This window comes from Lactobacillus sp., assembly GCF_051873315.1.
Lineage (GTDB): Bacteria > Bacillota > Bacilli > Lactobacillales > Lactobacillaceae > Lactobacillus.
The window spans coordinates 1-25,551 of sequence record NZ_JBJEES010000120.1 but is presented as its reverse complement, the minus strand read 5'-3'; the positions used below and the strand labels follow the sequence as shown (position 1 = coordinate 25,551).

The following is a 25,551-nucleotide window of genomic DNA, read 5'->3' as shown; positions in this document are numbered from 1 at the left end:
GATCAACTCTCAGGGACGCTATTAGCGTGTTACCACCCATCGTTCAAAGCAAAAAATGCTTCCTCAGCAGATGCTCTGCCAGAAAAAAAGACGCCTCTTGGCCCAGAGGCCAAGGGACGTCTTCGCGCGTTACCACCCTTTATTCAGCCCCGCCTCACGGCCAGGGCCCTTAAAGTCTTCCAGTCAGAAGATCTGAACGCGCTAACGGGCGTTAAGCGGGTCCGGCTTATCAGCGACTCGCCGGGACCATGCCAACACAAGACCATCTTCGCCAGCTTTCGCCCCCTGTTTCTCAGCACCAACAGTTCTCTGTAGAGGCTTCCCCTGACTACTCATCTTCTTAAGCTTTACTTAATTTAACTATAATTAGAGCATAAAGTAATTTTTACTTTTCGTCAAGGGACAAAAACTTATTTTTGCAGCTTTTTGTCCAAAATGGCTTGCAGTTCTGCTTCAGTGAAATTGTACTTGTCCCCGCAGAAGTTGCAGACCAGTTCAGCCCCATGGTCTTCTTCGATCATTTCCTTGAGCTGGCTGCCCTTCAAGGTTTCCAGCATGCCGGCATACTTTTCCTTGGAGCAGTCGCAGTGGTAGGAGACCTCGTCTTTTTCCAAGATCTTGCAGTCATCGCCCAGGATCTTCTTGGACAAGTCTTCTGGCGTCATCCCGTCCAAAAAGGCGGATGAAAGCTGCGGCAAGGCCTTGATCCGGTCTTCCGTTTCCTTCAGCAGTTCTTCGCTGGCCCCTGGCAGTGCCTGGAGCAAAAAGCCGCCCGCGGCCCCAATAGTGTCGTTCGGGTTGACGAAAACTGACAGGCCGACAGCTGACGGGATCTGTTCTGACTTAGCCAGGTAGTAGGTCAAGTCTTCAGCAATTTCCCCAGATACGATCGGCACTTCGCCAGTGTAAGGCTGCTTCAAGCCCAGGTCCTTGGTTACCTGCAGCCAGCCCTTGCCGACAGCCTTCTTAACGTCGATATGGCCGTCTTCTCTGGCCGGCAAGGCCACGTGGTTGTTTTGGACATAGCCCTTAACAGTCAAATCTGACTTGGCCGTAACCACGGTTGCCCCAACCGGGCCATCGCCCAACAGGCGCAAAGTCAGTTCCTGGTCACCTTTTAATTCTGCCCCAGCCAAAAGCAGCGTACCCAAGAGGCTCCGGCCCAAAACAGCTGAAGAAGCTGACCAGGTGTCGTGCCGCTTTTGCGCTTCAGCGACCAGGTCCTTGCCGTTAATGGTCAAAAGACGCAGGTCCTTGCTGGCATTGATTGCTTTGATTAAGTAGTCGTTCATGATTTTCCTCCATAAAAATAGAGCCGTTGCCGGCTCTATTTCTTCTATTCATCCTTGTCTGAATCGTCTGTTTGTTCAGTCTTCTGACTAGGAGCGTCATTCTTGTCCTTTTCAGGATCCTTTGACAGGTCGCTTTCGCTTGGCGTCGGCAGAGCATCAGCAGAGTCTTCCTGACTCGCTGAATCATCTGGCTCAGCGAGCTTGGCGGCGTCGGTTTCCGGCTTGACCGCGTCTTCGCTTGGCGTTGCCAGAGCTTGCTTTTCAGCAATGTCTTCTTCCGCCTTCTCCTCAGCCTTTTCTTCTGCCCGCTTCTGAGCAGCTTCCTTGGCTTCTTCATAGCTCAAGGCCTTGGCTTCAGATGGGAACTCTTCGCTGGACTTTTCAGGCATCTTCCCAGTCTTGTAGAGTGAGTAGATCTGCTTTTCATCCAGAGTTTCGTACTTCAGCAGGGCTTCAGCGATGATCCGGTGCTTTTCCCGGTTGTTTTCAACAATTTCAACCGCTTTGGCGTGGGCTTCGTCCAAAATCTTCTTGACTGCTTCGTCGATCTTGGCGGCGGTTGCTTCACTGTAAGGCTTGAAGCCGTAAGGAATGCCTTCGCCTTCCTTTTCCAGTTCAACCATGCCCAGTTCATCGGTCATCCCGTAGTTGACCACCATGCTGTGGGCGATTGCCGTAGCTTGTTCAAAGTCGTTTGAGGCCCCAGTTGACTGGTCGCCAACCACGACTTCTTCACCGGCCCGGCCACCCATCAAACCAACGATTTGCTCAAAGAGCTGCTTCTTGGTCAAGATGAACTGGTCGTCCTTAGGCAGCATGATGTTGTAACCGCCTGCCCGGCCACGAGGCACGATGGTAACCTTGCGGACCGTTCTTGAGTCACTCAAGACCAGACCACAGATTGAGTGACCGGCTTCGTGGAAGGCCACGCGTTCGCGTTCCTTCTTGGAAATCATCCGGTCCTTCTTGGCAGGACCAGCAATTACCCGGTCTTCAGCTTCATCGATGTCGGCCGCGGTAATCTTGGTCCCGTTGCGGCGGGCGGCTACCAGGGCAGCTTCGTTAAGGACGTTTTCAAGGTCAGCCCCGACAAAACCAGGAGTCTGGCGGGCAACTTCCTTCAAGTCAACATCGTCAGCCAGCGGCTTGTTCTTGGCGTGAACGCGCAGGATGGCTTCACGGCCCTTGACGTCCGGACGACCAACCAGGACCTTCCGGTCAAAACGGCCTGGCCGGGTCAAAGCCGGGTCAAGAACGTCAGACCGGTTGGTAGCGGCCATGACGATAACGCCTTCGTCACCTTCAAAACCGTCCATTTCAACCAGCAGCTGGTTCAAGGTCTGTTCACGTTCATCGTTGCCGCCGCCTTGGCCATTGCCACGCTGGCGGCCGATGGCATCGATTTCGTCGATGAAGATAATGCTTGGCGCGTTCTTCTTGGCGTTGGTGAACAGGTCACGGACACGGCTGGCCCCGACCCCGACGAACATTTCAACGAAGTCTGAACCAGAGATGGAGAAGAATGGCACGCCCGCTTCACCGGCAACGGCCTTGGCCAGCAAGGTCTTACCAGTACCCGGAGGCCCCTCAAGCAGGACACCAGACGGGATTCTTGCCCCCAGCTTGGTGTATCTTGCCGGATTCTTCAAGAATTCAACAACTTCCACCAGTTCCTGCTTTTCTTCTTCTTCACCGGCCACGTCGTCAAAGCGGACCTTGTTCTTCTTAGGGTCCTGCGGCTTGACGTTGGAGCGGCCGAAGTTCATGATGCCGCCGCCTTGGCCGCGGCTGCCGCCTTGGTTCATCATCATGACCATCAAGACAATGAAGAGGACGGTTGGCACCAGCATGATGATCGTTGAGATCCAGTTGCTGGACTGTGATTCACCCTGGGTGCTCATCTTGACGTTCTCAGACTGGGCCAGGTCCTGGACCTTCTTGACGCTGGAGTCGTTTTCCAGCATCGTGGTTGAGAAGCCAGTCACCTTGGAGGAGCTGCTGCCGCCAAAAATATCTGAGCTTGAGGATGACTTAGTTTGACTTGACTTGTAGCTACCGGTTACGGAGTAAACCCCGTTGGACGGCTGCACGTTAAAGTCCTTGATTTCGCCATTGCGCAGCTTCTTCACGAATTCCGTGTAGCTGATGGTTTCAGTTGCTCCGGAATTGCTGCTGCCGCCAAGGGCCCAATTGATTCCCCAGAGGAGAAGCAAAAATACGACTATGTAGAATAGACCATTGCTAAATAGTCGATTCCGATTATTTTTCATAAATGACCTCCGTCAGATCGAAGAATTACTCCCCAAATTTTAACATAAAAGCCGGCAACTATCGAAACTTTTACCTGTCTTTCTTGCATGTTTTCACTTGCTGCAAATACAGCGGCCTTTTTTCTTCTTTGACTGGCTGCTGGTAGCAGCCCTCAACATAAACCGCTTCTTGTCCAGCAAAGAGGCCAAGGCAGTTGCCCCGCAAGGCCAGCGGAATCCCCGCCGCCGCGAAAAGCTTCTTGCTCTTGGCATGGCGGCCGTCTTTTAAAAGCAGGCGCTGGCCAGCCGGCAGACTGCCAGCAAATAATTTCCCGGGAAATGATATTTCCGCCAAGGGACTTTCTGCCTTTTTTTCCTCGCTTAGCAAGTAGCAGCGGCCTCTGAAAAAGAAAGGCTGGCCGACTTCAACTTGCCTTAGGGGACTGGGAGCTGGCTGCTCGGCCGGGTAAAGCCAGTAATGCCCTTGGTAAAAGCAGAGGTGGAGCCCCCCTTTTTCCTGGCCTTGCCCTTTCGCCAGTAAAACCCGGTCCAGCTGGACTCTTTTATTGTACTTTTTTTGGATAAAATTCTCCAGGTAGACCTTGAAGAGCTCGGTTTCCGCCTGCCCGGCTGCCTGGGGGATCCGCCAGCCGCCAAAGAGAAATTCCGGCTCAGGCAATTTGCCGGCTGCCTGGGCAAAACAGTCTTCTTCCGCCGTCATTTCCCGGCTGAAGCGCCAGGCATTTTCCAAAAGATCTGGGCTCTCCTTTTTCAAAAGCGGGACTACTTCCTGGCGCAGGCGGTTGCGGGCCGTAATGCCCTCAAAGTTGGTCCCGTCTTCGACATATTCCAGTCCTCTTTCTTTGACATAAGCCAACAGATCAGCCTTGCTGGCAGCCAGAAGCGGCCGGACCAGCTTGACCTTCCCCCGCTGGCTGACAGGTTTGAGGCTGTTCATTTCCCGGGGAATACCTGACCGGACCAGCTTGAGCAGGATATTTTCCAGCAAGTCATCGCCGTGGTGGGCTGTCAGCAGGTAGTCAGCCTTAACCTGCCGGGCCACTTCAAACAAGAAGTCGTAGCGGTAGTCCCGGGCTGCTGCTTCCAGGCCGTTTTCTGGATGAAGGGACTTGGGCCAGACGCTTTCATACAGAGGGAGCCGGTACTTATGACAGTAAGCCCTTAACACCTGGCTTTCTTTTTGGCTGTCTGGCCTGATCTGGTGGTCAAGATGGGCCGCGTAGAGCTTAAAATTTCCCGGCAAGCGCCGCATCAAATCAAGCAGCGCCATTGAGTCCGGACCGCCGCTGGCCGCGACCAGGAAATTTCCTTCCAAAGGCAGGCCTTCTTCGGCAAAAAAGGCTGCCAGTCTTTTTTCAATGTCCATGAGCCATCACTCCCTCTTCTTGGCAAAAAGAAAAGATTCCAGATTAAAAACTACAGATCCAAGCAAAAAACGGCCCCTAGGGCCGTTCTTATTTCAAGGCAGCTTCCAGCTGCTTTATTTCTGCTCGCGCCTCCTGGTCAACCTGGTTGAGGACCCGGTCAAAGTCGCCGGCCTGCAACTGGCTGAACTGGTTGGCCGGATCGATCAGTTCCGGATCGTTGACCCGGCGGATGGACAAGTCCAGCCGGCCCTTGCGCAGGTTCTGGACCACCACTCTGACCTGGTCGCCCACCTGCCAGCGCTGGCGCTCTCTTGGCCAGTCGCTGCCAAAGTCATTGCGGTGAACCAAGCCGCTCTTATGCTTGGGCAGGGTCACGAAGATGCCCAGGTCTGTCACATTGTTGATTACACCGTCAAGGCGCTGGCCAACTTTGTAGTTCATCAGTTATCGCCCTTTTCCTTGATGTTGTAGACCCGCTCGCCATCTTTAGTGTACTTGTATTTGTAGCGGATCACCTTGGCCACGTAGTCGCTGTCTTTCATGTCGTCGCGCTCGTTGGTCAGCTTTTCCTTGTTCTTCTTGATCTTGGTCAAAGTTGCCTGGTTCTGACTGACCTGCTTCTGGATCTTGGCCGTCCGGGCCTTGGTCATGGCCAGCTGGAAGCCCAGCACTGCAAAGACCAGCAGGATCAAAGCCACGATCCGGTTGCGCCGGACCCGGTGCACTTCTCTGAACTTGATTTGCCGCTTCTTCAGGCGGCGGACATCCTGGTCCGGCCGCAGCGGCGTTACGTTTTGCTGATTTCCTCTGTTGTTCCCCATCACTGTCTACCCTTATCCTAAAATCATATAATAGATTTAGTATATCAGCTTTGGTGGAAAAAGTCATTAGTCGACTAATTCGTACAAGTCCCCGGCTTCCGCCTTTTTGGTCGTTTCCCGCAAGTCCAGAACCCGGGCCTTGATTACCCTAGTCCCGTATGCTACGGCGATCACGTCGCCGACAACCACGTTGTAGCTGGACTTGACAGTCTTGCCGTTCACGCTTACCCGGCCCTGGTCAGCCATTTCCTTTGCCACCGTTCTCCGCTTGACCAGGCGGGAAATTTTCAAAAATTTGTCGATTCTCATATTTGTCTCCTGTCTGTTAATACTTAGCTTTTTACTCTTAAAAAATTACCGCTGGATGATCTCCGCCGCGTCCTTGGCAAAAGTGCCCAGTTCCGCGAACATGGCCCGCCGGGTCAGCTTGTCTGGCAAAAGCAGGGTAACCACCAGGCGCTTTTTGGCCCCAAGAGCGATCCGGGCCTTCCAAGACACGTGTTCCAGGGCCTTGAAGATGTTTGGCCCTTCCATTTCCCGGCTGCCGGAATCGCTGAAAATGACCCGGATCTGGTCCTTTTCCTTGACCAGGGTCAAAATCTGAGCCAAGTCGCAGCTGGCCTTCAAGCTGGCCACGTTGAGCAGGTTCTCAACAGCAGCTGGATAGTCGCCAAAGCGGTCCAGGAGTTCGTCTTCGATGTCTTCCCGGTCCTGCAGGCTGCCGATGCCCTTGATCTTCTTGTAAAATTCGATCTTCTGCTCCTGATCGGCGATGTAATCTTCTGGAATATAGGCTTCCAGGCCCAGGTCGATCTCGGCATTGCTCTTTTTGACCGGCTTCTTCCCCTGCCGCTCCTTGATGGCGTCAGCCAGCATCTGGGAGTAGAGGTCGTAGCCGACGCTGTCGATGAAGCCGTGCTGCTGGGCCCCCAGCATGTTGCCGGCCCCGCGGATGGACAAGTCCCGCATGGCGATCTTGAAGCCCGCCCCCAGCTCGGTAAAGTCCCGGATGGCGTCCAGCCGCTTTTCCCCCACTTCCGTCAGAACCTTGTTTGGCTGATAGAGGAAGTAGGCGTAAGCCAGGCGGGCTGACCGGCCGATCCGGCCCCGCAATTGGTAGAGCTGGCTTAGGCCGTAGTGGTCGGCATCTTCAATGATCATGGTGTTGACGTTAGGCATGTCAATCCCGGTTTCAATAATGGTCGTGGTGACCAAAATGTCGAATTCCCGGTCCAAAAAGCGGCTCAAGATGTCTTCCAATTGGTTTTCGCTCATCTGCCCGTGGGCATAGGCGATCCGGGCCTGAGGCATAAGCTGCTCCAAGCGGGCCACTGTTTCCTCGATGTCGCCAACCCGGTTGTGCAGGTAAAAGACCTGCCCGCCCCGCTGCATTTCCCTTTGGCAGGCCTCCTTGACCGTACCCGGCAACTGCTCCAGGACGTAGGTCTGGATCGGATACCGGTTTTGGGGCGGCGTTTCCATGACTGACAGGTCTCTGATCCCGATCATGGACATGTGCAGAGTCCGCGGAATCGGAGTGGCCGTCAGAGTCAAAACGTCGATATTGGTCTTCAGCTGCTTGAGCTTTTCCTTGTGGGCTACCCCAAAGCGCTGTTCTTCATCGATGATGAGCAGACCCAGGTCCTTGAACTGGACGTCCTTGGACAAAATCCGGTGGGTGCCGACTACCAAGTCAATGCTGCCGTCTTTCAAGCCAGCCACGATCTTCTTGCTTTCGGCCTGGCCTTGGAAACGGGAGAGGCTGGCAATTTCCACCGGAAAGCCCTTAAAGCGGTCTTTAATGGTCTGGTAGTGCTGCTGGGCCAGGATGGTCGTCGGCACCAGGAAGGCGACCTGCTTGCCGTCGCAGATGGCTTTAAAAGCAGCCCGCATGGCTACTTCAGTTTTCCCGAAGCCGACATCCCCGACCAAAAGCCGGTCCATCGGCTTGGCCTTTTCCATATCAGCCTTGATTTCCGCCGTAGCCCGCAATTGGTCAGGGGTTGGCTCGTAAGGAAAGGCAGCTTCAAAGGCGGCCTGGTCTGATCCATCCGGGGAAAAGGCAAAGCCCTTTTCCGCCTCTCTTTTTGAGTACAGGTCGATCAAGTCGTCAGCGATATCCTCGACTCTGGCGGCAACCCGCTTCTTGGTCTTGGCCCACTCGCTGCCGCCCAGCTTGTTGACATGGGGCTGCTTGCCTTCTGAAGCCACGTACTTTTGCACCAAGCTGAGCTGGTCAGCTGGAACAAAGAGCTGGTCACCTTTTTGGTAAGTGATGGTGATGTAGTCCCGCTTTTTCCCATCGGTCTCCAGGGTCTGGATGCCTTCAAAGCGGCCGATACCATGGTTGACGTGGACTACATAGTCGCCAGGCTTGAGTTCTGTATAGCTGCGCAGACGCTGGGCGTTTTCCAGAGTCTTGATCCGCTTCTTCGGCCGCTTGCTTTGGTTAAAAAGCTCCCTTTCGGTCAGATAGACTAGGTCGCTGTCGGGCAAGACAAAACCGCTGGCATAGCCACTGATAACCAGCTGGGCCCGGCCTTCTTTTAAGCCGTCTGCTTCCGCCAAAGGCAGGTAGATGTCATAGTCATGGCAGCTCCGGCTGAATTCCTCAGCCTGCCGGCGGCTGGACAATTGCAAGACCACGGTCTGCCCCTTTTTGGCATAAGAGTCCAGCTCCGTTTTCAAAAGCTCCATCTGGCTGAAAAACTGCTGCGCTTCCCGGCTGTCCCAGGCCAAATGCTGGCCAAAACGCAGCCGGCCCATGGAGTGGGCCATCAAGCTGACATAGAGGCGGTGGTGGCCATCTGCCTTTAGCACCGCCTCAAAATCCAGGCGCAGCTTCTGCCGGCTGGTCATCATCTTGCTGGCGATCTGGCTGGCCAGGTAGTCATCGTTGATAGCGCCCATATTCTTGACGCTTTCAGCAATCAGCTGCCAGTCGTTGAACAAAAGCAGACCTTTAGCCGGCAGGTAGTCCAGCAGACTGAAAGATTTAGGCAAAAGGTAGTCCAGGTAGCGGTCATAGTCATCCGGCAATTGCCCGTCAGCCAAGGCCTCCTGGGCCATTTCCAGGCTGGCAGCCGCTTCTTTTGGCAGGTCGCTTGCCAAATCCCGGCCCGCCCGGTCCAAGTCTTGGGCCGTAAAGACGTGGTCACTGGCTGCCGGCACGGTTACTTCCGGCAATTCCTCCAGGCTGCGCTGGCTGGTCAGGTCAAAGGTCTTGATCGTGTCAATTTCGTCGCCGAAAAATTCCAGGCGCAGGGGGCTTTCCCGGTCCAAAGGATAAAGATCGACGATGTCCCCCCGCATGGCAAACTCGCCCGGCTTAACGACTAGGTTTTCCCGGTGGTAGCCGGCCTGGTTCAGCCACTGGGCCAGGTCGGGCAAGGCAATTTCATCCCCAACGGCAAAATGCTTCTGCCCCTTTTTAAACAGGGCCGGGTCACTTAAAGGATACTGCAGGCCCTGCGGGGTCGCGATCACGACGCCAGGCCGGCCGCTTAAGAGCAGGTTCAAGCACTGAACCCGGCTGCTTAACTCATCCGGTGAACTGACCGCCGTCTGCGTGGCCAGGTTTCCATCCAGGGCAAAAAGCTCCAAGTCATCATCGGCCAAAAGCCGGCTCAAGTCGTTGTAGCGCTCCTGGGCCTTGTATTCATTCTCTTCGATCAAGAGCAGGGGCTGGCCCACCTGGGCTAAATAAGCCTGGATGAGGACAGCAAAAGCGCCCCGTTCGACTCCTGTGAGCAGGGAGTTCTTGATCCGGGACGTTTTCGCGATAAAAGCAGTCACTGCCTGATCTTTTTTCAAAAAATCAATTACTTGCATGTTCGTGTGCTTGTCTTTAGTTGTAACGGTTCATTAAGTACTGGGCGTCTTTGCCGGCGATAAAGTCGTCAATGATCTGGTCGACCTTGGCAAAACTGGCCTCTAGTTCTTTTTGCTGGTCGGGGTTAAAAGGGGTCAAGACCCAGGAAACCACGCTCTGCTTGTCTGGGTGGCGGATCCCGATCTTAAGGCGGTTAAACTTCTCAGTCCCCAGGCAGGCAATAATGCTCTTGATCCCATTGTGGCCGCCCGACTTGCCGCCGGCACGAATCCGCAGCTTGGCGATTGGCATGTCCATGTCGTCGTGAATGACCAGAATATCGCTAGGATCAATCTTGAAGAACTTGGCAGCCGCGCCTACGGCCCTGCCGGATTCATTCATATAAGTCTGCGGTTCCATGAAGATCACGTCCTCGCCTGCCACTTTCTCCTTGGCGTAGAGGGCCGTGAACTTGTCGCGGTCCAGGCGCAGGCCCTTTTCTTCTAAGTAGTGGTCCAGGGCCATGAAGCCGGTATTGTGCTTGGTTTTTTCATATTTAAGGCCGGGATTGCCCAAAGCAACGATTAATTTCATCAAAAGTCTCCTCACTTGCTGTATCTTAATAATTTTAGCACAACTGGCAAAAATCTTACGCTTTCCCGCCTTTTAAGCCAACTTTAATTTCTATTTTCTGCATGCTATAATGTGAAAGTATGAGACAAGAAAACATTTACATGTAAAGCTACATAACGGAGGTTCTCCTATGTTAATCAAATCACTGGTCATCAAGAAAGACTACCTGACGACTGTCAACGAACACGCCACCCTGGAAGAAGCCTTGAAGGTACTGGAAAGCTCCGGCTACCGCTGCGTGCCAATCCTGGATGACAGCGGCAAGATCTTCCGCGGCAACATCTACAAGATGCACATTTACCGCCACAAGTCCCAAGGCGGGGACATGAGCCTGCCGGTAACCTACCTCTTGAAGAACGCCACCAAGACCATCAAGATCAACGCGCCATTCTTCCAAGTCTTCTTTACCATCAAGGACTTGCCTTACATTGCCGTTTTGGACACTGACAACACCTTCTACGGCATCTTGACCCACGCCCGCCTCTTGGACATGCTGTCTTCAGCCTGGAACGTCAAGACCGGGGCCTACGTCCTGACTGTCTTGTCAACCAACGACAGCGGCAACTTGACCAAGATGACCAAGATCATCTCCAAGTACGTCAACCTGGCCGGGGCCATGACTCTGGACGCGCCAGCCAGCGAATTTGATGGCAAGTACGTCCGTCGGACCCTCTTCACCCTGCCGCAAGGGACCACGGAAACTGAACTGAAGGCCATCTGCAAGAAGCTCAAGGCCAAGGGCTTCCCTGTCGTTGCCGTTGAAGACCTGGCTGCCGGCATGAACATCATGAGCGAAGAAAAGCCAGGCGTCTTCTTGAACGAAGAATAAGCAAAAGCATATTAAAAACCTCCGAAGCAAAATTCGGAGGTTTTTTCTTGCTTTTATTCGTTGTCGTAAATCCGGTCCAGACGGTCATTGAACTGGCAGGCCACTTCATAGTGAATGGTGTCCAGCCAGTCAGCTGCCCGGCGCAGGCTGTTTGGCGCTGCCGGATCAGCTGAGATCAATTCAACTGGCGTGCCAGCCGGCACTTCCTTTGGCAAGAGAACCATGAACTGGTCCATGCAGACCCGGCCGACGATCGGGCAGTAAGTGTCCCCGACCTTGACCTTGAAGCCCTGGAACTTGCGGATCCAGCCGTCAGCGTAGCCAACCGGCACGGTCCCGATCCATTCGTCTTCTTCAGCGATGTGGGTTGACCCGTAGCCGACCCCGTAGCCCTTGTGGATCTGCTTGACATAGGTCAGTTCGCTGACAAATGACATGGCCGGCTTGAGGGCAAAGGCCGGCTCTAAGTCCTGGCTGCCTGGGGCTGAAGACGGGTTGAGCCCGTAAAGGCCAATCCCAAAACGGACGATGTCGCTGTCCACGTCCTTGTCAAAGAGGCTGGCAGCCGTGTTATCCACATGAATCCACTTAGGCTTGACCGTCAGCAGGCTTTCCATGTGCTTGAAGCGCTTGACCTGGTAGTCAAAGTAGCTGGAATCAGCGGAGTCAGCTGAAGCAAAGTGAGTGAACATCCCTTCCACGAAGAAGGCGTCGTTGCCTTGCAGATATTCGTTGACTGCCTTGAAGTCCTCGTCTTCACTAAAGCCGATCCGGCCCATCCCTGAGTCGATGGCCAGGTGGATCTTCAGCTGCAGACCTTCCTTGCGGAGGACCTTTTCCGCTTCCTTGAGCCAGTCCAGGCTGGAGACTGGCAAAGAAATGTCGTTGGCCGCGGCCAGGGCGGCTTCTTCAGCCGGCTGCAGGCCCAAGACCAGAATTGGCTTGACGACTTGTGCCCGGCGCAGTTCCAGCCCTTCATCCAGCATGGCCACGCAGAAGCCGTCTGCTCCGGCTTCTTCCATCACTGGCGCCAGGCGCGCTGCCCCATGCCCGTAGGCATTGGCCTTAACCACGCAAAAGAGCTTCTGGCCCGGCTTCAAGTGAGCCTTGGCCTGGCGGGTGTTTTCCTTGATAGCAGCCACGTTGATGTGCAGGGCTGCTGGTCGATTAACTGCTGTGATCATTTTTTCCTCCCAGATAACAGGTGCGATAGTTTGCCGATCGCGCGGCGCCAGCCGGCCGGCTCTTCAAGCACGACCACGGCGACGATCTCGTGATCATCATGCGCGATGCTGGAAAAAATCCGCCCCGTAAAAATCCGCGACGTCGTTACAGGCGCTCCTGACTCGGTCCTCAAAGTTTCCACGTCTTCAAAGGAAACTGCCTGGCCAATCCCGGTTCCCCAGGCCTTGGAGAAGGCTTCCTTGACGGCGAAGCGGCCGCCCAGGTACTCAATCTTCCGCTTATGGGTCAATTCCTGGTACTGGGCAAATTCCCGGTCGGTCAGAACCTTTCTGGCAAAACCGTCCCCCCGGTCAACGACCTTGGCGATCCGGTCCACCTCAATCTGATCCACGCCGATATTTTTGATCATCTTTCCACCTCACGCTGTTTAAATAATAGCACAGATAGAAAAAGGCCGGGTCAAAAGCCCGGTCTTTTTTACTTTTTTAAAAAATTAGCCTTTCCGGCCGTGGATCTTGAAACCAGGCTTGCGCTTCTTCTTGTCAAAATTACGCTTGCCCTTGAAGTTCTTGTTTCCGCCCCGGCTGTGGCCATTCCGGCCCCGGCCGCTTGAGTGCTTGCCCCGGTATGGAAGGGGCTTTTCAGGAGTGATGGTAACCTTAACCTCGCTGTCGTTGGACAGTTCTTTCAGCAAAGCAGCAGCGATATCTTCAGCTGAGTAGTTTTCCAGCAGCTTTTCCGCCGCGTCGTCGTACTTGCTGAGATCCCCGCTCAAAAGGTCGTCTACCTTCAAGACCGCCTGCTTCATCTGCCCGGCAAAGGCTTGTGCGTCTGTCGGCGGACGCAGAGGAGACATCTTCTTCTTGGTCAAATCTTCGATGGTCCGCATGTAGCCGATCTCGTTCGGCGTCACGAAGGTCACGCTCATCCCGCTCTTGCCTGCCCGGCCGGTCCGGCCGATTCTGTGGACGTAGGAGTCCGGGTCTTGCGGAATGTCGTAGTTGTAAACATGAGTAACCCCGGAAATATCCAGGCCCCGGGCAGCTACGTCAGTAGCCACCAGAATGTCCAGTTGCCCTTCCTTGAAGCGCTTGAGCACCTGCATCCGGCGGGCCTGGGTCAGGTCGCCGTGGATGCCGGCCGCGTTGTAGCCCCGGGCAACCAGGCCCCGGGTCAGTTCGTCAACCCGGCGCTTGGTCCGGCCAAAGACCACGGCCAGGTCTGGATTTTCCACGTCGATCAGCCGGCACATGGTGTCGAACTTTTCGTTTTCGCGGACGCGGACGAAGTACTGGTCGATCAAATCAGCCGTCAGTTCCTTGGCCTTGATCTTCACGACCTGCGGGTCATGCATGAACTTTTCGCCCAAAGCCTGGATCGGCTTTGGCATGGTCGCGCTGAACAAGAGGGTCTGGTCCCGGTTTTCAGCATAGGTCAAGATGCTTTCGATGTCCTGGATAAAGCCCATGTCCAGCATTTCGTCAGCTTCGTCCAAAACAACCGTCTTGACGCCGTCCAGCTTGATGGTCTTGCGCTTTAAGTGGTCCAAAAGCCGGCCAGGAGTCCCGACCAGGATTTCCGGCACCTTCTTCAAGGCCCGGATCTGCCGGCCAATATCAGCCCCGCCGTAAACGACCTGGACCTTGGCCTTTTCATCCCTGCCCAGGCGGAAAAGTTCTTCCTGGGTCTGGATGGCCAGTTCTCTGGTCGGTTCAATTACGATGGCCTGGATAGCGTGGTCCTGCTTGTCCAGCTTTTGCAGGATTGGCAGACCAAAGGCAGCCGTCTTCCCCGTCCCGGTTTGGGCCTGGCCGATCACGTCCTGGCCAGCCAGAGCCAAGGGAATGGTCTGGGCCTGGATCGGGGTGGCTTCTTCAAAGCCTGACCGCTTGATTGCCTTTAAGATATTGTCGTTCAATCCTAGTTCAGTAAATTTCAAATTGTTCTCCTATTTCAGTCTGTCGAGGACTCGTTCCAGGTGCATCCCGTGGGACCCCTTCAGCAAAACGATGTCCTGGCTGTGGATGTCGCTCTTTAAATCATCGATTAAGTGGCTCATCTCATCTTCTGGGTAGTAGTGCAGATTCTGCTGGTCATACTTGTCCAGCAGGGCTTGGTAAAGGTGGTTCATCTCCGGCCCGTAAAGGTAAAGGACGTTGATCTTTTCCGGGTCAAGGCAGGCAGCCAGGCCCTTGTGCAGGTCGGCTGACCGGCTGCCCAGTTCCAGCATGTCGGCCAAAACCGCGATGCGGCGGCCGCCTTCACTTACTGGAACCTGGCCAAAGGAGGCAGTCACGGCCTTAACGGCCGTTGGGTTGGAGTTGTAGATATCGCTCATGATGTCTTCGCCGCAGTCGCCCTTTTCCCATTCCATCCGGTTGGCCGTTGGCACGAAGTTGGCCAGGCCAGCGGCGATTTCCTCGTCGCTTTCCCCGAAGTGGCGGCCAACCAGGATCGCGGCCATGGCGTTAGCCACGTTGTGGCGGCCGATCATCGGAATTGAGAATTCCCGGTCAGTCCCGTTGACCTTGAAGAAGGAATGGTGCATGGTGCTGCGGAGGTCACTGGCATGAATGGTGTCAGAGTCAGCAAAGCCAAAAGTGGACTTGTCCTGGGAAAGCTTGGCAGCTCTTTCCGCCAGGAGGGGTTCATCACCGTTGTAGATGAATTCACCGTCTTCTTGCAAAAAGTCCGTGATTTCCATCTTGGCGTCAGCGATCTTGTCCCGGCTGCCGAAGAATTCGATGTGGGCTTCCCCGATCATGGTGATCACGGCTACGTCCGGCCGGGCCAATTGGCTCAGTTCATGCAATTGGCCAGCCCGGTCCATCCCCATTTCCAAAACCAGAATCTCAGTGATCGGCTTCATTTCCAAAATGGTCATCGGCACGCCGATTTCATTGTTGAAGTTGGCCTGGGTCTTGTAAACGTTGAAGCGCTTGGCCAAAACCGCCGCCACCATGTCCTTGGTCGTGGTCTTGCCGTTTGAGCCGGTGATACCAACAACAGTCGGGTTGACCTTCTGCAAGTAGTAGCGGGCCAGATCCTGCATGGCCTTCAAAGTGTCGGTAACTTCCAGAACCGCGATGCCTTCCGGCTTGCCCGGGTGGCCTGCCTCCCACAAAGTGGCGCTGGCGCCGGCTGCAATAGCTGAACCCACAAAGTCATGGCCGTCTCTTTCCCCCTTGATCGGGACAAAGAGGGCGCCCTGGCTGATCTTTCTTGAGTCAAAGGCTACTGAGGTAATGACCGTTTCCGCATCCCCTTCACAACTGGTATTTAAGGCTTGGGCGATTTCTGCCAACTGCATTTTCATTCCAATACTGCTCCTTGAGAATAAATTAACACTTAGTATATTATACGTTGTTTGGCGCTCTTCGCAATAAAAAAAGCAACCCAAGCGGGCTGCTTTTAAAGTAAAGAGAACGATTAGTTCTTCTTGTTGAAGCCGTACTTCTTGTTGAAACGTTCGATTCGACCATCGGCTGCGGCAAACTTTTGCTTGCCAGTGTAGAATGGGTGGGAATCTGATGAGATTTCAACACGGATCAATGGGTAAGTGTTGCCTTCGAATTCAACAGTTTCTGATGACTTCAAAGTTGAGCCGGCAACAAACTTAAAACCAGTTGCTGAGTCCATGAAGCAAACTTCTTGATAATCTGGGTGAATACCTTGTTTCATAATTCTAAAACTCCTTTGCCATAGCCCTCTGCAGGCCATAGATTAATCGATTAACTCTAACATAGTACCACTATCCAGCCCGTTTGACAAGGGCTCAAGTTAATCTTCCACGTCACGGATGACCACGTCAGCTCCCAGCTGGCGCAGCTTTTCTTCCACCCGGTCGTAGCCGCGCAGGATGTTGCCGGCGTTGTTGATTACTGTTTCGCCGTCAACCATCAGACCAGTAAGCATCAAGCAGGCCCCGGCCCGGATTTCGTCAGCGTGAACCACAGACCCATGCAGGCGGCTGCCTGGGTGAACTAAGATGATGTTGTTAACGACAGTGATGGAAGCCCCCATCTTCTGCAGTTCCGGCACGTGCCGGGTCCGCTTCGGGTAGATCGGGTCGATGATGACCCCTTCACCAGTCTTGGCCGTCAGTAAAAGCGGCGTGATTGGCTGCTGCAGGTCAGTCGCGAAGCCCGGGTAGGTCCCGGTCTTGACTTGAACCATGCGCAGGTCACCAGCCGGGTAAACGAAGAGAGAGTCTTCATCAGTGTCGATCACCACGCCCATTTCTTCCACCTTGGCCAAAAAGGCGTCAAGGTGTTCAGCGATGATATTGTGAATCCGGATCCCGTTGCCGATGCAGGCTGCCATGGAAATGTAGGTCCCGGCTTCGATCCGGTCAGGGATGATCGTGTGCGGCACCTTAGCCTCCAGGCGGTCAACCCCGTCGATTCTGATGGTGTCAGTCCCCGCCCCGCGGATCTTGGCCCCCATGTTGTTCAAGAAGGTAGCCAGGTCGATGATTTCCGGCTCCTTGGCCGCGTTCTCGATCACCGTCCGGCCGCTGGCCGTGACTGAGGCCATGATGATATTCATCGTTGCCCCAACTGAAGCCATCTTCAGGTGAATCTGGGCCCCTTTCAACCCTTCATCAGGCGCGGTAATTACAATCTGCTCATTTTCATATCTAACGTCGGCGCCGAGGGATTGAAAGCCCATAATGTGCTGGTCAATCGGCCGAGGGCCAATGTCATCGCCACCAGGAAAACCTACAACCGCCTTGCCAAAACGACCGAGCAAAGCGCCCATAAAGTAGTAAGACGCGCGCAAGCTCTTAATCTTCCCAGCTGGCAGGGGACTCATCTTGATTTCAGTCGGATCAATTTGCAGGGTCGTTTCGCGGAAATCGCAGTGCACGTCCATTTCGCTCAACAAGTCCATCAAATTGTCAACGTCGGCAATCCGCGGAACTGATTCCAGGGTCACCGGCGTTCTCGACAGGATTGAGGCCGGAATCAGCGCTACCGTTGAGTTCTTCGCGCCGCCAATCCAGATGTCGCCTTGCAGGGGTTTCCCTCCGTGAATTATCATTTGCTTCATTTGGGAAAGTAGTCCTTTTCTTTTGTCAAATTATCATAATAATGTTAATAGATCTTCGTCAAAAAAACAAGAGAAGAGGTTTCTCTTCTCTTGTCACTATCTATTATTATCGTACAAAATTTAGAACTTGTCGACCTGCAAACCGCTGGCTGCCCCAATAAAGCCCTTGAAGAGCCCTTCTGGCCGGTTTGGCCGGCTCAAGAATTCTGGGTGGTATTGAGCGGCAACAAAGAACTTCTTGTCCGTGATTTCAACGATTTCCACCAGGTGGTTGTCCGGTGAAACGCCTGAGAAGGTCATGCCGGCCTTTTCAAAGGCTTCCCGGTACTTGTTGTTGAATTCGTAGCGGTGACGGTGACGTTCCTGGATAACTTCCTGGCCGTCGTAGCATTCCCGGGTCTTGGTGCCGGCCTTCAGCATGGCTGGGTACAGGCCCAGACGCAAGGTACCGCCGATCTTTTCCTGGTCACGCTGGTCAGCCATCAAGTCAATGATGTTGTTCTTGCAGTTTGGTTCTGCTTCAGCTGAGTTGGCATCTTCCAAGTGCAGGACATTGCGGGCGAATTCCACGCTGGCCATCTGCATCCCCAGGCAGATCCCCAGGAATGGAATATCGTGTTCGCGGGCGTACTTGATGGAAGTGATCATCCCTTCCAGACCCCGGGTGCCGAAACCGCCTGGCACGATCAAGCCCTGGGTGTCCTTCAAAAGTTCTGCCACATTGTCTTCAGTGATGTCTTCAGCCTGGATCTTTTCAACTTCGATCTTGCTGTTGTACAGGTAACCGGCGTGCTGCAAAGCGTCAGTTACGGAGATGTAGGCATCTTCCAGTTCAACGTACTTGCCAACCAGGGTGATCTTGGTCTTGTACTTCAAGCTCTTGGCCCGTTCGTCCATCCGGCGCCATTCATCCATGTCGGCAACCGGCTTCGGGCTGTCGATGTGGAGGAAGTCAACGACCTTCTGGTCAACGCCTTGTTCCTGGTAGGACAGCGGCACGTCAAACAGAGATGGCGCGTCCAAGGATTCCACGATGTAGTCGACTGGAACGTCGGTGAAAGTGGATATCTTGTCCTTCATTTCCTGCGGAACTGGCATTTCTGAGCGGAGAACCAGCATGTTTGGCTGGATCCCGATTGACCGCAGCATGGAAACTGACTGCTGGGTCGGCTTGCTCTTCAATTCCTTGGCTGCCCGCAGGTAAGGAACGAAGGTAACGTGCACGTACATGACGTTTTCTGAGCCGACTTCCCGCCGCATTTGCCGGATGGCTTCCATGAACGGAGTTGATTCCATGTCGCCGACCGTACCGCCGATTTCAGAAATAACCACATCAGTGTCGGTCATTTGCGCTGCCCGCATGACCTTTTCCTTGATCATGTTGGTTACGTGCGGGATCACCTGTACAGTGCCGCCGTGGTAGTCGCCGCGCCGTTCACGCTGCAGGACTTCCTGGTAGATCTTGCCAGTCGTCACGTTAGAGTACTTGCTGGTTCTAACGTCGACCAATCTTTCATAGTGGCCCAAGTCAAGGTCAGCTTCCGTACCGTCGTCAGTCACGAAAACTTCACCGTGTTGGTAAGGGTTCATCGTGCCGGGGTCGATGTTGATGTATGGGTCGAACTTTTGCATGGTAACTTTCAAGCCGCGGTTCTTCAGCAAGCGACCAATGCTTGATGCAGTAATCCCTTTCCCCAATGATGAAACAACGCCGCCAGTCACAAAGATATATTTGGTCATTGAGCTCTCCTTTGAAAAATAATAAAAAAGCTCCCTAGCAATTAGGGAGCTAAACGCACATAGGGTGCCCAAGCAAAATAATAACGACTTTTCAGCCGCAAGTCAAGGACAAAATCCTATTCTTCGTCTTCATCGTCATCAAGGTCGTCGTCATCCATTTGTGACAGCTGGCCTTCGATCCCGTCTGGCAATGAGTCGTCATCTTCGTCGTCTTCATTGTCGTCGTAATCGTCATCGTAGTCGTAATCGTCGCCGGAGTTGTCGTCATCGTCATCTTCGTCAGCGTCACTGTCGTCGGACAAGTCTTCGTCTTCTGGGTCGTCGTTTTCGTAGTCGATCACGTCGTCGCCTTCAGTCGTGGCCAGGAAGGCGTTGACCTTCTTGTGGTGCTTGCGAGTTGATGCTTCGTCGCCATCGTCTTCTGGGTGGTCGACTTCTTCATCGACAGCTTCGAACTTGAACCAGGTCCGCAGGGCCCAGACATTTTCACCCATGGAAATGAAGCGGCCATCGGTGTTCATGTCCGTGTAAAATTGCGGCAGGCGCTGGCGAATTTCTTCGTCGCTCTTGTTCAAGTACTTTTGCACTTCGTTAACGATATCGGCAAAAGCCATTCTTTCGCCACGGTCTTCCAAAATTGCGTGCGCAACTTCAATCATTGACAATTCGTTGCGATCCACGTCTTTAAAATCAGCTAATCCCACAGTTGAACGTCCTCTCTATTCAATCTTGTCTATTTTACACGTCATTTAAGCAAAAATCAACGAGACGGCATAACTACCAATTAAGTCTACACCACTAAAGAGGTCATATTCAACTTCAAGTTGCTGGCCAGCGGCATTTTCTTTCAATTCCAGGCGCTTGGTTTCCGACAAAAGATCCAGCTGCCGGCCCTCAACCACGTACTTGCACTGCCCTTTTTCGCCCAAGACAAAATGCATTTGGGAGAAGTTGCTGTGGTCAGTCCCCCGCCGGATCAAGAGTTCCTGTTCTTTTAAGAGCATCTTGACCGGCACCTTTTCTGCCTCGTAAAAAATTCTTTTAACCGCGCCGTCTTCCCGCAATTCACCTTCTGCCTGCTGGCGGATGGTTTCCGTTTGCTCGCCCTGGGTGATCTTGCTCGTCAAATCGATTTTAATTTTGCTCATCTTTTAAAAAAATAATTCTCCTTACAATGGCCACAAGCAGCGGCCCCTGGCAACTTTTGCTATAATTTTCTATAGCTAGTCAAGCATATCTTACTATGTTTCGGCAAAAATATAAAACAATAAGAATGGAGGATCTACTTTTGACAAAATTTGACAGTCCTAAACTGGCCCGCGAAGTCGTCGTCCGTGACCCGGTCCACGGCTATATCCACCTGGACACCCAAGTGGCCCTGGAAGTCGTCCGCTCGAAAGAATTCCAGCGGATGCGGCGGATCAAGCAGCTGGGCCCGACAGCCTTCGTCTTCCCCGGTGCCACCCACACCCGCTTTGAGCACAACCTGGGCGTCTATGAACTGGCCCGCCGGATCAGCAACCTTTTTACTGACAAATACCCTAGTCAAAGTACCGGCGACGGGCTCTGGGCCCCCGAAGAGAACCTGCTGGTGCAGATGGCCGGCCTTTTGCATGACATCGGCCACGGCCCGTACTCGCACACCTTTGAGCACCTTTTCGGCACCAACCATGAGCAGATCGGCCAGCAGATCATTCTGGATCCTTCCACTGAGGTCAACCAGGCTTTGAGCAAGGTCGACCCGGACTTCCCAAAGGCGGTGGCCAGCGTGATCGCCAAGACCTACCCTAACCCCCAGGTGGTCAAGCTCATTTCCAGCCAGGCTGACGCTGACCGGATGGACTACCTTTTGCGGGATGCCTACTTTACGGGTGCCTCTTATGGGGAGTTCGACCTGTCCCGGATTTTGCGGGTCATCCGCCCTTATGAAGCAGGGGTTTGCTTTACGGCTAACGGGATGCATGCCGTTGAAGACTATATCGTCTCCCGCTATCAGATGTACCAGCAGATCTACTACCACCGGGTCAACCGGTCCATGGAGGTCATCCTTCACCACCTGCTAAAGCGGGCCCAGTACCTTTACCAGGAAAAAGAATTGCCGGTTACGCCAAGCTTAGCCAGATTTTTGGCGGGGACCTGGGACTTGCAGGACTACTTGAAGATGGATGACGGGGTCATGGAAACCAACTTCAGCATGTGGACTGAATCCAGCGACCCGGTTTTGGCGGACTTAACCAAGCGCTACCTCTTCCGGCGGCCTTTAGCCAGCGTGAAGATCAACGAAGAAAGCAAGCAGCTTTTGCCGCAATTAAAGGACTTGATCAAAGATGCCGGCTTTGACCCTGACTACTACACCGGGGTGGGGTCAGCTTTTGACGAGCCATATGACGCTTATAAGCCAAGTGGCAAGAACGCCAACAGCCAAATTGAGATCATGCAGGAAGACGGCAGCTTAATCGAGCTGTCCCAGCTCAGCCCCCTGGTCAAGGCCTTAAACGGGACCCTGCAGGGCGATGAGCGCTTCTTCTTCCCGGTCGCCATGCTCAAGCAGGCGGATTTTCAGCAGTACCTGAAAAACGGGGAATTGCTCACGAAAAAATAAAAGCAAAAGAATAATTTGCAAAAGAAAACAACCGCTGCACATGCAACGGTTGTTTTTCGTATAGTCGAATCCTTACTTGTCCTTGTACTTGTTAGCGTCGTAACGAGTGTCAAAGAGCGGACTCATTGGCTTGTGTTCCATGATCAGCTTGATGGCGTCACCCATCAAAGGCCCAACGGAAACGAGAATCATCTTGTCGAGGTTCTTTTCGGCTGGCTGTTGGATTGAGTCGGTCAAAACCAGGCTCTTGATTACGGAATTGTTCAAGCGGTCAACGGCTGGGCCGGACAAAACGGCGTGGGTAGCGCAGGCGTAGACTTCAGTAGCACCGGCGTCTTTCAAGGCTTGGGCAGCCAAAGTGATAGTGCCGGCAGTGTCGATCATGTCGTCGATCAAGATGGCCCGCTTGCCCTTGACGTCACCGATGATGTTCATGACTTCGGCAACGTTGGCCTTTGGCCGGCGCTTGTCGACGATGGCAATTGAAGTGCCCAGGAATTCAGCTAATTTTCTTGCCCGGGTAACGCCACCGTGGTCTGGAGAAACGACAACAGCGTCTTCTTCCAGGTGATTGCTCAGGAAGTAGTCAGCCAATAAAGGAGCGCCCATCAGGTTGTCGACAGGGATGTCGAAGAAGCCTTGGATTTGCGGAGCGTGCAGGTCCAGTGAGAGGACGCGGTCAGCCCCGGCAGCTTGAATCATGTCTGCGACCAGTTTAGCAGTGATTGGCTCTCTGGCCCGGGTCTTCCGGTCTTGACGTGCGTAGCCGTAGTAAGGCAGGACGATGTTTACGGAAGCGGCACTGGCCCGGCGGACAGCGTCGATCATGATCAAAAGTTCCATAAGGTTGTCGTTGACCGGCGCGCTGGTGGATTGGATCAAGAAGACATCCTTGCCACGGACAGAATCGTCGATGTTGACTTGAATTTCACCGTCGCTGAAGCGAACGACGCTTGAAGTTGAAAGCTTTACCCCCATCCGCTTAGCGATCTTTTCTGCCAACGGTTTGTTTGAGTTAAGCGCAAAAAGCTTGATGTTGTCCTTGTAAGACATAATTCCCTCCGAAAAAAACAGCATTTACCAGTTCTATTCTAACAAAATCCGGCATTCTTTTGTTGGAAAAAAGGCATTTGTGTTCAGTTTTTAAGCAAAAAATTCCTCTTACTCCTGTTTTGACCTGAAAAAAAGCAAGAAAGCCTTTTATTTTTTAGTAGATAGAAAAAATCGTCTGTTTTCCAAAGAAAAAAGCTCTGACTTCCGTCAAAGCTTTTTCTTAATTACTTGCTTGCGATTACCTTAACGTCGCTGGCCTTAAGGTAGGCGCTGTTGCCAACGTAGTAGTACTTCTTGTTCTTGATGGTGATGGTCTTTGAAACCTTGTACTTAGTGCCCTTGTAAGCTACAGTGCTCTTCCAACCGTTGTAAACGTATGGGCTCTTCTTAGTGAACTTGGAACCGTCCTTGTGGTAGAAAGGAGTGGTCTTCTTAGTTACTTGAACTTGAGTTACAGTCTTCTTTGAGCTGGACTTCTTGGAAGAAGTGCTTGAGCTTGAAGTTGAGCTGCTTGAAGTAGAACTAGTCTTCTTTGAGCTTGAACTTGAGCTGGTCTTCTTGGAACTAGTCTTGCTTGAAGTAGTGCTTGCCTTCTTTGAGCTTGAAGTTGAGCTGGACTTAACCGTCTTAGTTGCGGTTACCTTGACGTCGCTGGCCTTCAAATAAGCGTCGTTGCCGATGTAGTAGTACTTAGCACCCTTGATGGTTACAGTCTTAACTACGTTGTAGCTGGTGTTCTTGTAAGCTACAGTGCTCTTCCAGTCGCCGTAAACGTAAGGCTTCTTCTTGGTGAACTTAGAACCGTCCTTGTGGTAAAAAGGAGTGGTCTTCTTAGTTACCTTAACCTTGGTTGCCTGCTTAACCGTGGTAGTCTTGGCAAAAGCCGCGTTTTGAGTAAGCAGTGCTGCTGGAGTAGCCAGAGTCAAAGCCAATGATGCTGATGCAAAAGCAATTTTCTTAGTAAACTTCATCGATATGCAAACCTTTCTTGCTTCTTTTTGTACATTGCCTAGATTATACACCCTCTGTTTAAAAATTGCTTATTAAAGTTCTCAAAAGAAAGGCAATTTTTTCTTAAGTCAACTGTAAGCGGATGCATTTTGCTTATTAAAAAAGGAGCCGGAGCTCCTTTTCGAGATTATTTCCATTCTTCGTCTTCAGACAAAGGCAGCTTGTGCCAGTAGTCTTCCTTGTTGACCTGCCGGCCCCGGGCGATGGCCATTTCATACTTGCCAACGTCCTTGGTAATGGTTGAGTCAGCCGCGATAAAGGCGTGGTCAGCCACCTTAATTGGGGAAACCAAGGTTGACCCGGCCCCGATGAAGGACTTGTCGCCAACCGTCGTGTGGAACTTCTTGACCCCGTCAAAGTTGGAGAAGATGACCCCGCAGCCGACATTGATGTCCTTGCCCAAAGTAGCATCCCCAACGTAAGTCAAGTGACCGACCTTGGTGTTCTCGCCAATTTCCGCCTTCTTGACTTCCACGAAGTTGCCCAGGTGGGCTCCCCGCTTGATCAAAGCCTTTGGCCGCAAGTGGGAATTTGGCCCGATGTCCGTGTTGTCTTCCATGATTGATTCTTCAATCGTGGAAGAAGTTACCGTCACGCCATTGCCAATCTTGCTGTCAACGATTCTTGACCCGGAAGTGATCAAGCAGTCAGACCCGATCACGGTGTGGCCCTTGATCGTCACGCCGCCTTCAATCACCGTGTCATTGCCGATTTCCACGTCAGCGTCAATGTAAGCCGTGGTTGGGTCGATAAAGGTAACCCCATCCCGCATGTGCCCTTCATTGATTCTTCTTTGCATGATCCGGGTTGCTTCAGCCAAGGCGATCCGGTCGTTTACCCCCAGGCTTTCGCTGAAGTCAGGCATCTTGTAAGCCCCGACCTTCTTGCCGGCCTTGCGCAAAATTTCCAAAACGTCAGTCAAGTAGTACTCGCCTTGAGAGTTGTCGTTGCCGACTTGCTTCAAAGCAGCCCACAGGTCCTGGTTGTCAAAGCAGAAGACCCCGGTGTTGATTTCCTTGACCTTCAGTTCTTCCGGCTTGCCGTCTTTTTGTTCCACGATCCGCAAAACATTGCCCTGGTCGTCTCTGATGATCCGCCCGTAGCCAAAAGGATCCGGGGCTTCAGCAGTCAAAACCGTGGCCGCGTTGCCTTCTTCTTCATGGTAGGCAAAGAGCTTTTCAAAAGTTTCACTGGTAAAAAGCGGGGTGTCCCCGGTTACAACCAGCGTTGCCCCTTCCAAATTAGCCAGCTGGCCTTCAGCCTGCATAACCGCGTGGCCGGTACCCAGCTGCTTTTCCTGCATGGCAAATTCAGACTTGCCTGCCAAGACTTTCTCCACGTCTTCTGCCCCGTGGCCGACAATAGTCACGATCTTGCTTGGCTTGACCGCTCTGGCCGCGTCAACGACATGTTCAACCATGGCCTTGCCGCAAACCTGGTGCAAAACCTTGTAAAGCTTGGATTTCATTCTGGTGCCCTTGCCGGCAGCCAAAACTACGACATATTTTTCCATCTGTTTTGTAACCTTCTCAATCAAAATAAGCTAGCCTTCCTGGCTAGCTTATATTGTAACATTTAGAAACGGTCGAAGTTAGTTCTAGTCAAAAAGTTGCCCGGCTGAGCCAGGATGATTTCCTTTTCGCTGTCGATCTGGTCAATGTTGACCAGGGAAACGTAGTCCTTGATCTTGCGTTCCTCTTCGTATTCAGTTTCGCAAAGGACGCAGACGCCGGCAACCTGGCAGTCAAATTCCTTGACCAGTTGCCGCATCCCGTCCAGGGTGCCGCCGCCCTTCATGAAGTCATCCACAATCAGAACGTTCGTATCCTTGTCCAGGGCCCGGGTCGGCAATTCCATCTTGGCTACCCGGGAAGTTGATGAGGAC

23 protein-coding genes are annotated in these 25,551 nt (G+C 53.1%); 2 read left to right on the top strand and 21 right to left on the bottom strand.

The annotated features are described in order from the left end of the window. Positions 1-410: 410 nt before the first annotated feature. From hslO to pth, 8 genes are all read right to left on the bottom strand, one after another. On the bottom strand, positions 411-1,292 hold the full coding sequence (hslO, locus tag ACI32D_RS07120; protein ID WP_439775890.1) for an Hsp33 family molecular chaperone HslO: 882 nt from the start codon (positions 1,290-1,292) through the stop codon (positions 411-413). Positions 1,293-1,336: 44 nt separating this feature from the next. After that, on the bottom strand, positions 1,337-3,562 hold the full coding sequence (gene ftsH / locus ACI32D_RS07115; protein WP_439775889.1) for an ATP-dependent zinc metalloprotease FtsH: 2,226 nt from the start codon (positions 3,560-3,562) through the stop codon (positions 1,337-1,339). A gap of 70 nt (positions 3,563-3,632) precedes the next feature. Continuing rightward, positions 3,633-4,928, bottom strand: coding sequence for a tRNA lysidine(34) synthetase TilS (tilS, locus tag ACI32D_RS07110; protein ID WP_439775888.1), 1,296 nt, complete (start codon positions 4,926-4,928; stop codon positions 3,633-3,635). A gap of 88 nt (positions 4,929-5,016) precedes the next feature. Next, on the bottom strand, positions 5,017-5,370 hold the full coding sequence (locus tag ACI32D_RS07105) for a S1 RNA-binding domain-containing protein (protein ID WP_439775887.1): 354 nt from the start codon (positions 5,368-5,370) through the stop codon (positions 5,017-5,019). After that, on the bottom strand, positions 5,370-5,750 hold the full coding sequence (locus ACI32D_RS07100) for an FtsB family cell division protein (protein ID WP_439775886.1): 381 nt from the start codon (positions 5,748-5,750) through the stop codon (positions 5,370-5,372). The genes ACI32D_RS07105 and ACI32D_RS07100 overlap by 1 nt, the downstream gene beginning before the upstream one ends. Positions 5,751-5,816: 66 nt before the next feature. Then, a complete protein-coding gene (locus ACI32D_RS07095; RefSeq protein ID WP_002878680.1) occupies positions 5,817-6,059 on the bottom strand; it encodes an RNA-binding S4 domain-containing protein in 243 nt (80 codons plus the stop codon). A 45-nt stretch (positions 6,060-6,104) separates the two neighbouring features. Then, positions 6,105-9,581 (bottom strand): transcription-repair coupling factor, encoded by a 3,477-nt coding sequence (gene mfd / locus ACI32D_RS07090; protein ID WP_439775885.1) that lies wholly within the window; start codon positions 9,579-9,581, stop codon positions 6,105-6,107. A gap of 16 nt (positions 9,582-9,597) precedes the next feature. Continuing rightward, complete coding sequence (gene pth, locus ACI32D_RS07085; protein WP_439775884.1) at positions 9,598-10,155, bottom strand: aminoacyl-tRNA hydrolase; 558 nt, start codon at positions 10,153-10,155, stop codon at positions 9,598-9,600. 169 nt (positions 10,156-10,324) lie between these two features. Here pth and cbpA point away from each other — a divergent pair, with 169 nt between their 5' ends. After that, the gene (gene cbpA / locus ACI32D_RS07080; protein ID WP_439775883.1) at positions 10,325-11,023 is read left to right on the top strand and encodes a cyclic di-AMP binding protein CbpA; all 699 of its coding nucleotides are present in this window, start codon (positions 10,325-10,327) and stop codon (positions 11,021-11,023) included. A gap of 53 nt (positions 11,024-11,076) precedes the next feature. Here cbpA and alr read toward each other — a convergent pair whose 3' ends face one another. From alr to ACI32D_RS07035, 9 genes are all read right to left on the bottom strand, one after another. Then, complete coding sequence (gene alr, locus ACI32D_RS07075; protein ID WP_439775882.1) at positions 11,077-12,207, bottom strand: alanine racemase; 1,131 nt, start codon at positions 12,205-12,207, stop codon at positions 11,077-11,079. Beyond that, positions 12,204-12,617 (bottom strand): holo-ACP synthase, encoded by a 414-nt coding sequence (gene acpS, locus ACI32D_RS07070; protein ID WP_439775881.1) that lies wholly within the window; start codon positions 12,615-12,617, stop codon positions 12,204-12,206. The genes alr and acpS overlap by 4 nt, the downstream gene beginning before the upstream one ends. An 84-nt stretch (positions 12,618-12,701) precedes the next feature. Next, positions 12,702-14,147, bottom strand: a complete 1,446-nt coding sequence (locus ACI32D_RS07065; RefSeq protein ID WP_439775880.1) for a DEAD/DEAH box helicase — start codon at positions 14,145-14,147, stop codon at positions 12,702-12,704. Between the two features lie 9 nt (positions 14,148-14,156). Then, entirely contained in the window at positions 14,157-15,524 is a 1,368-nt protein-coding gene (locus tag ACI32D_RS07060) for a UDP-N-acetylmuramoyl-tripeptide--D-alanyl-D-alanine ligase (RefSeq protein ID WP_439775879.1), read from the bottom strand. 113 nt (positions 15,525-15,637) lie between these two features. Continuing rightward, the gene (locus tag ACI32D_RS07055; RefSeq protein WP_003612793.1) at positions 15,638-15,889 is read right to left on the bottom strand and encodes a type B 50S ribosomal protein L31; all 252 of its coding nucleotides are present in this window, start codon (positions 15,887-15,889) and stop codon (positions 15,638-15,640) included. 99 nt (positions 15,890-15,988) lie between these two features. Further along, the gene (locus tag ACI32D_RS07050; protein ID WP_439775878.1) at positions 15,989-17,260 is read right to left on the bottom strand and encodes a UDP-N-acetylglucosamine 1-carboxyvinyltransferase; all 1,272 of its coding nucleotides are present in this window, start codon (positions 17,258-17,260) and stop codon (positions 15,989-15,991) included. A 120-nt stretch (positions 17,261-17,380) separates the two neighbouring features. Next, a complete protein-coding gene (locus ACI32D_RS07045; RefSeq protein WP_439775877.1) occupies positions 17,381-19,000 on the bottom strand; it encodes a CTP synthase in 1,620 nt (539 codons plus the stop codon). A gap of 116 nt (positions 19,001-19,116) precedes the next feature. After that, positions 19,117-19,704 carry a DNA-directed RNA polymerase subunit delta gene (gene rpoE / locus ACI32D_RS07040; protein ID WP_439775876.1) on the bottom strand — a complete coding sequence of 196 codons (588 nt, stop codon included), beginning with the start codon at positions 19,702-19,704 and terminating at the stop codon, positions 19,117-19,119. Positions 19,705-19,749: 45 nt separating this feature from the next. Beyond that, positions 19,750-20,148, bottom strand: a complete 399-nt coding sequence (locus tag ACI32D_RS07035; protein WP_439775875.1) for a DUF1934 domain-containing protein — start codon at positions 20,146-20,148, stop codon at positions 19,750-19,752. Positions 20,149-20,288: 140 nt separating this feature from the next. Between ACI32D_RS07035 and ACI32D_RS07030 the strand changes: the two genes are divergently transcribed. Then, the gene (locus tag ACI32D_RS07030; protein ID WP_439775874.1) at positions 20,289-21,602 is read left to right on the top strand and encodes an HD domain-containing protein; all 1,314 of its coding nucleotides are present in this window, start codon (positions 20,289-20,291) and stop codon (positions 21,600-21,602) included. A 72-nt stretch (positions 21,603-21,674) separates the two neighbouring features. Here ACI32D_RS07030 and ACI32D_RS07025 read toward each other — a convergent pair whose 3' ends face one another. From ACI32D_RS07025 to ACI32D_RS07010, 4 genes are all read right to left on the bottom strand, one after another. Beyond that, a complete protein-coding gene (locus ACI32D_RS07025) occupies positions 21,675-22,655 on the bottom strand; it encodes a ribose-phosphate diphosphokinase (RefSeq protein WP_439775873.1) in 981 nt (326 codons plus the stop codon). A 224-nt stretch (positions 22,656-22,879) separates the two neighbouring features. Further along, entirely contained in the window at positions 22,880-23,626 is a 747-nt protein-coding gene (locus ACI32D_RS07020; protein ID WP_439775872.1) for a hypothetical protein, read from the bottom strand. 167 nt (positions 23,627-23,793) lie between these two features. Beyond that, positions 23,794-25,179 (bottom strand): bifunctional UDP-N-acetylglucosamine diphosphorylase/glucosamine-1-phosphate N-acetyltransferase GlmU, encoded by a 1,386-nt coding sequence (glmU, locus tag ACI32D_RS07015; protein WP_439775871.1) that lies wholly within the window; start codon positions 25,177-25,179, stop codon positions 23,794-23,796. Positions 25,180-25,241: 62 nt separating this feature from the next. After that, the coding region (locus ACI32D_RS07010; protein ID WP_439775870.1) for a phosphoribosyltransferase family protein at positions 25,242-25,551 on the bottom strand (310 nt) is incomplete at its 5' end.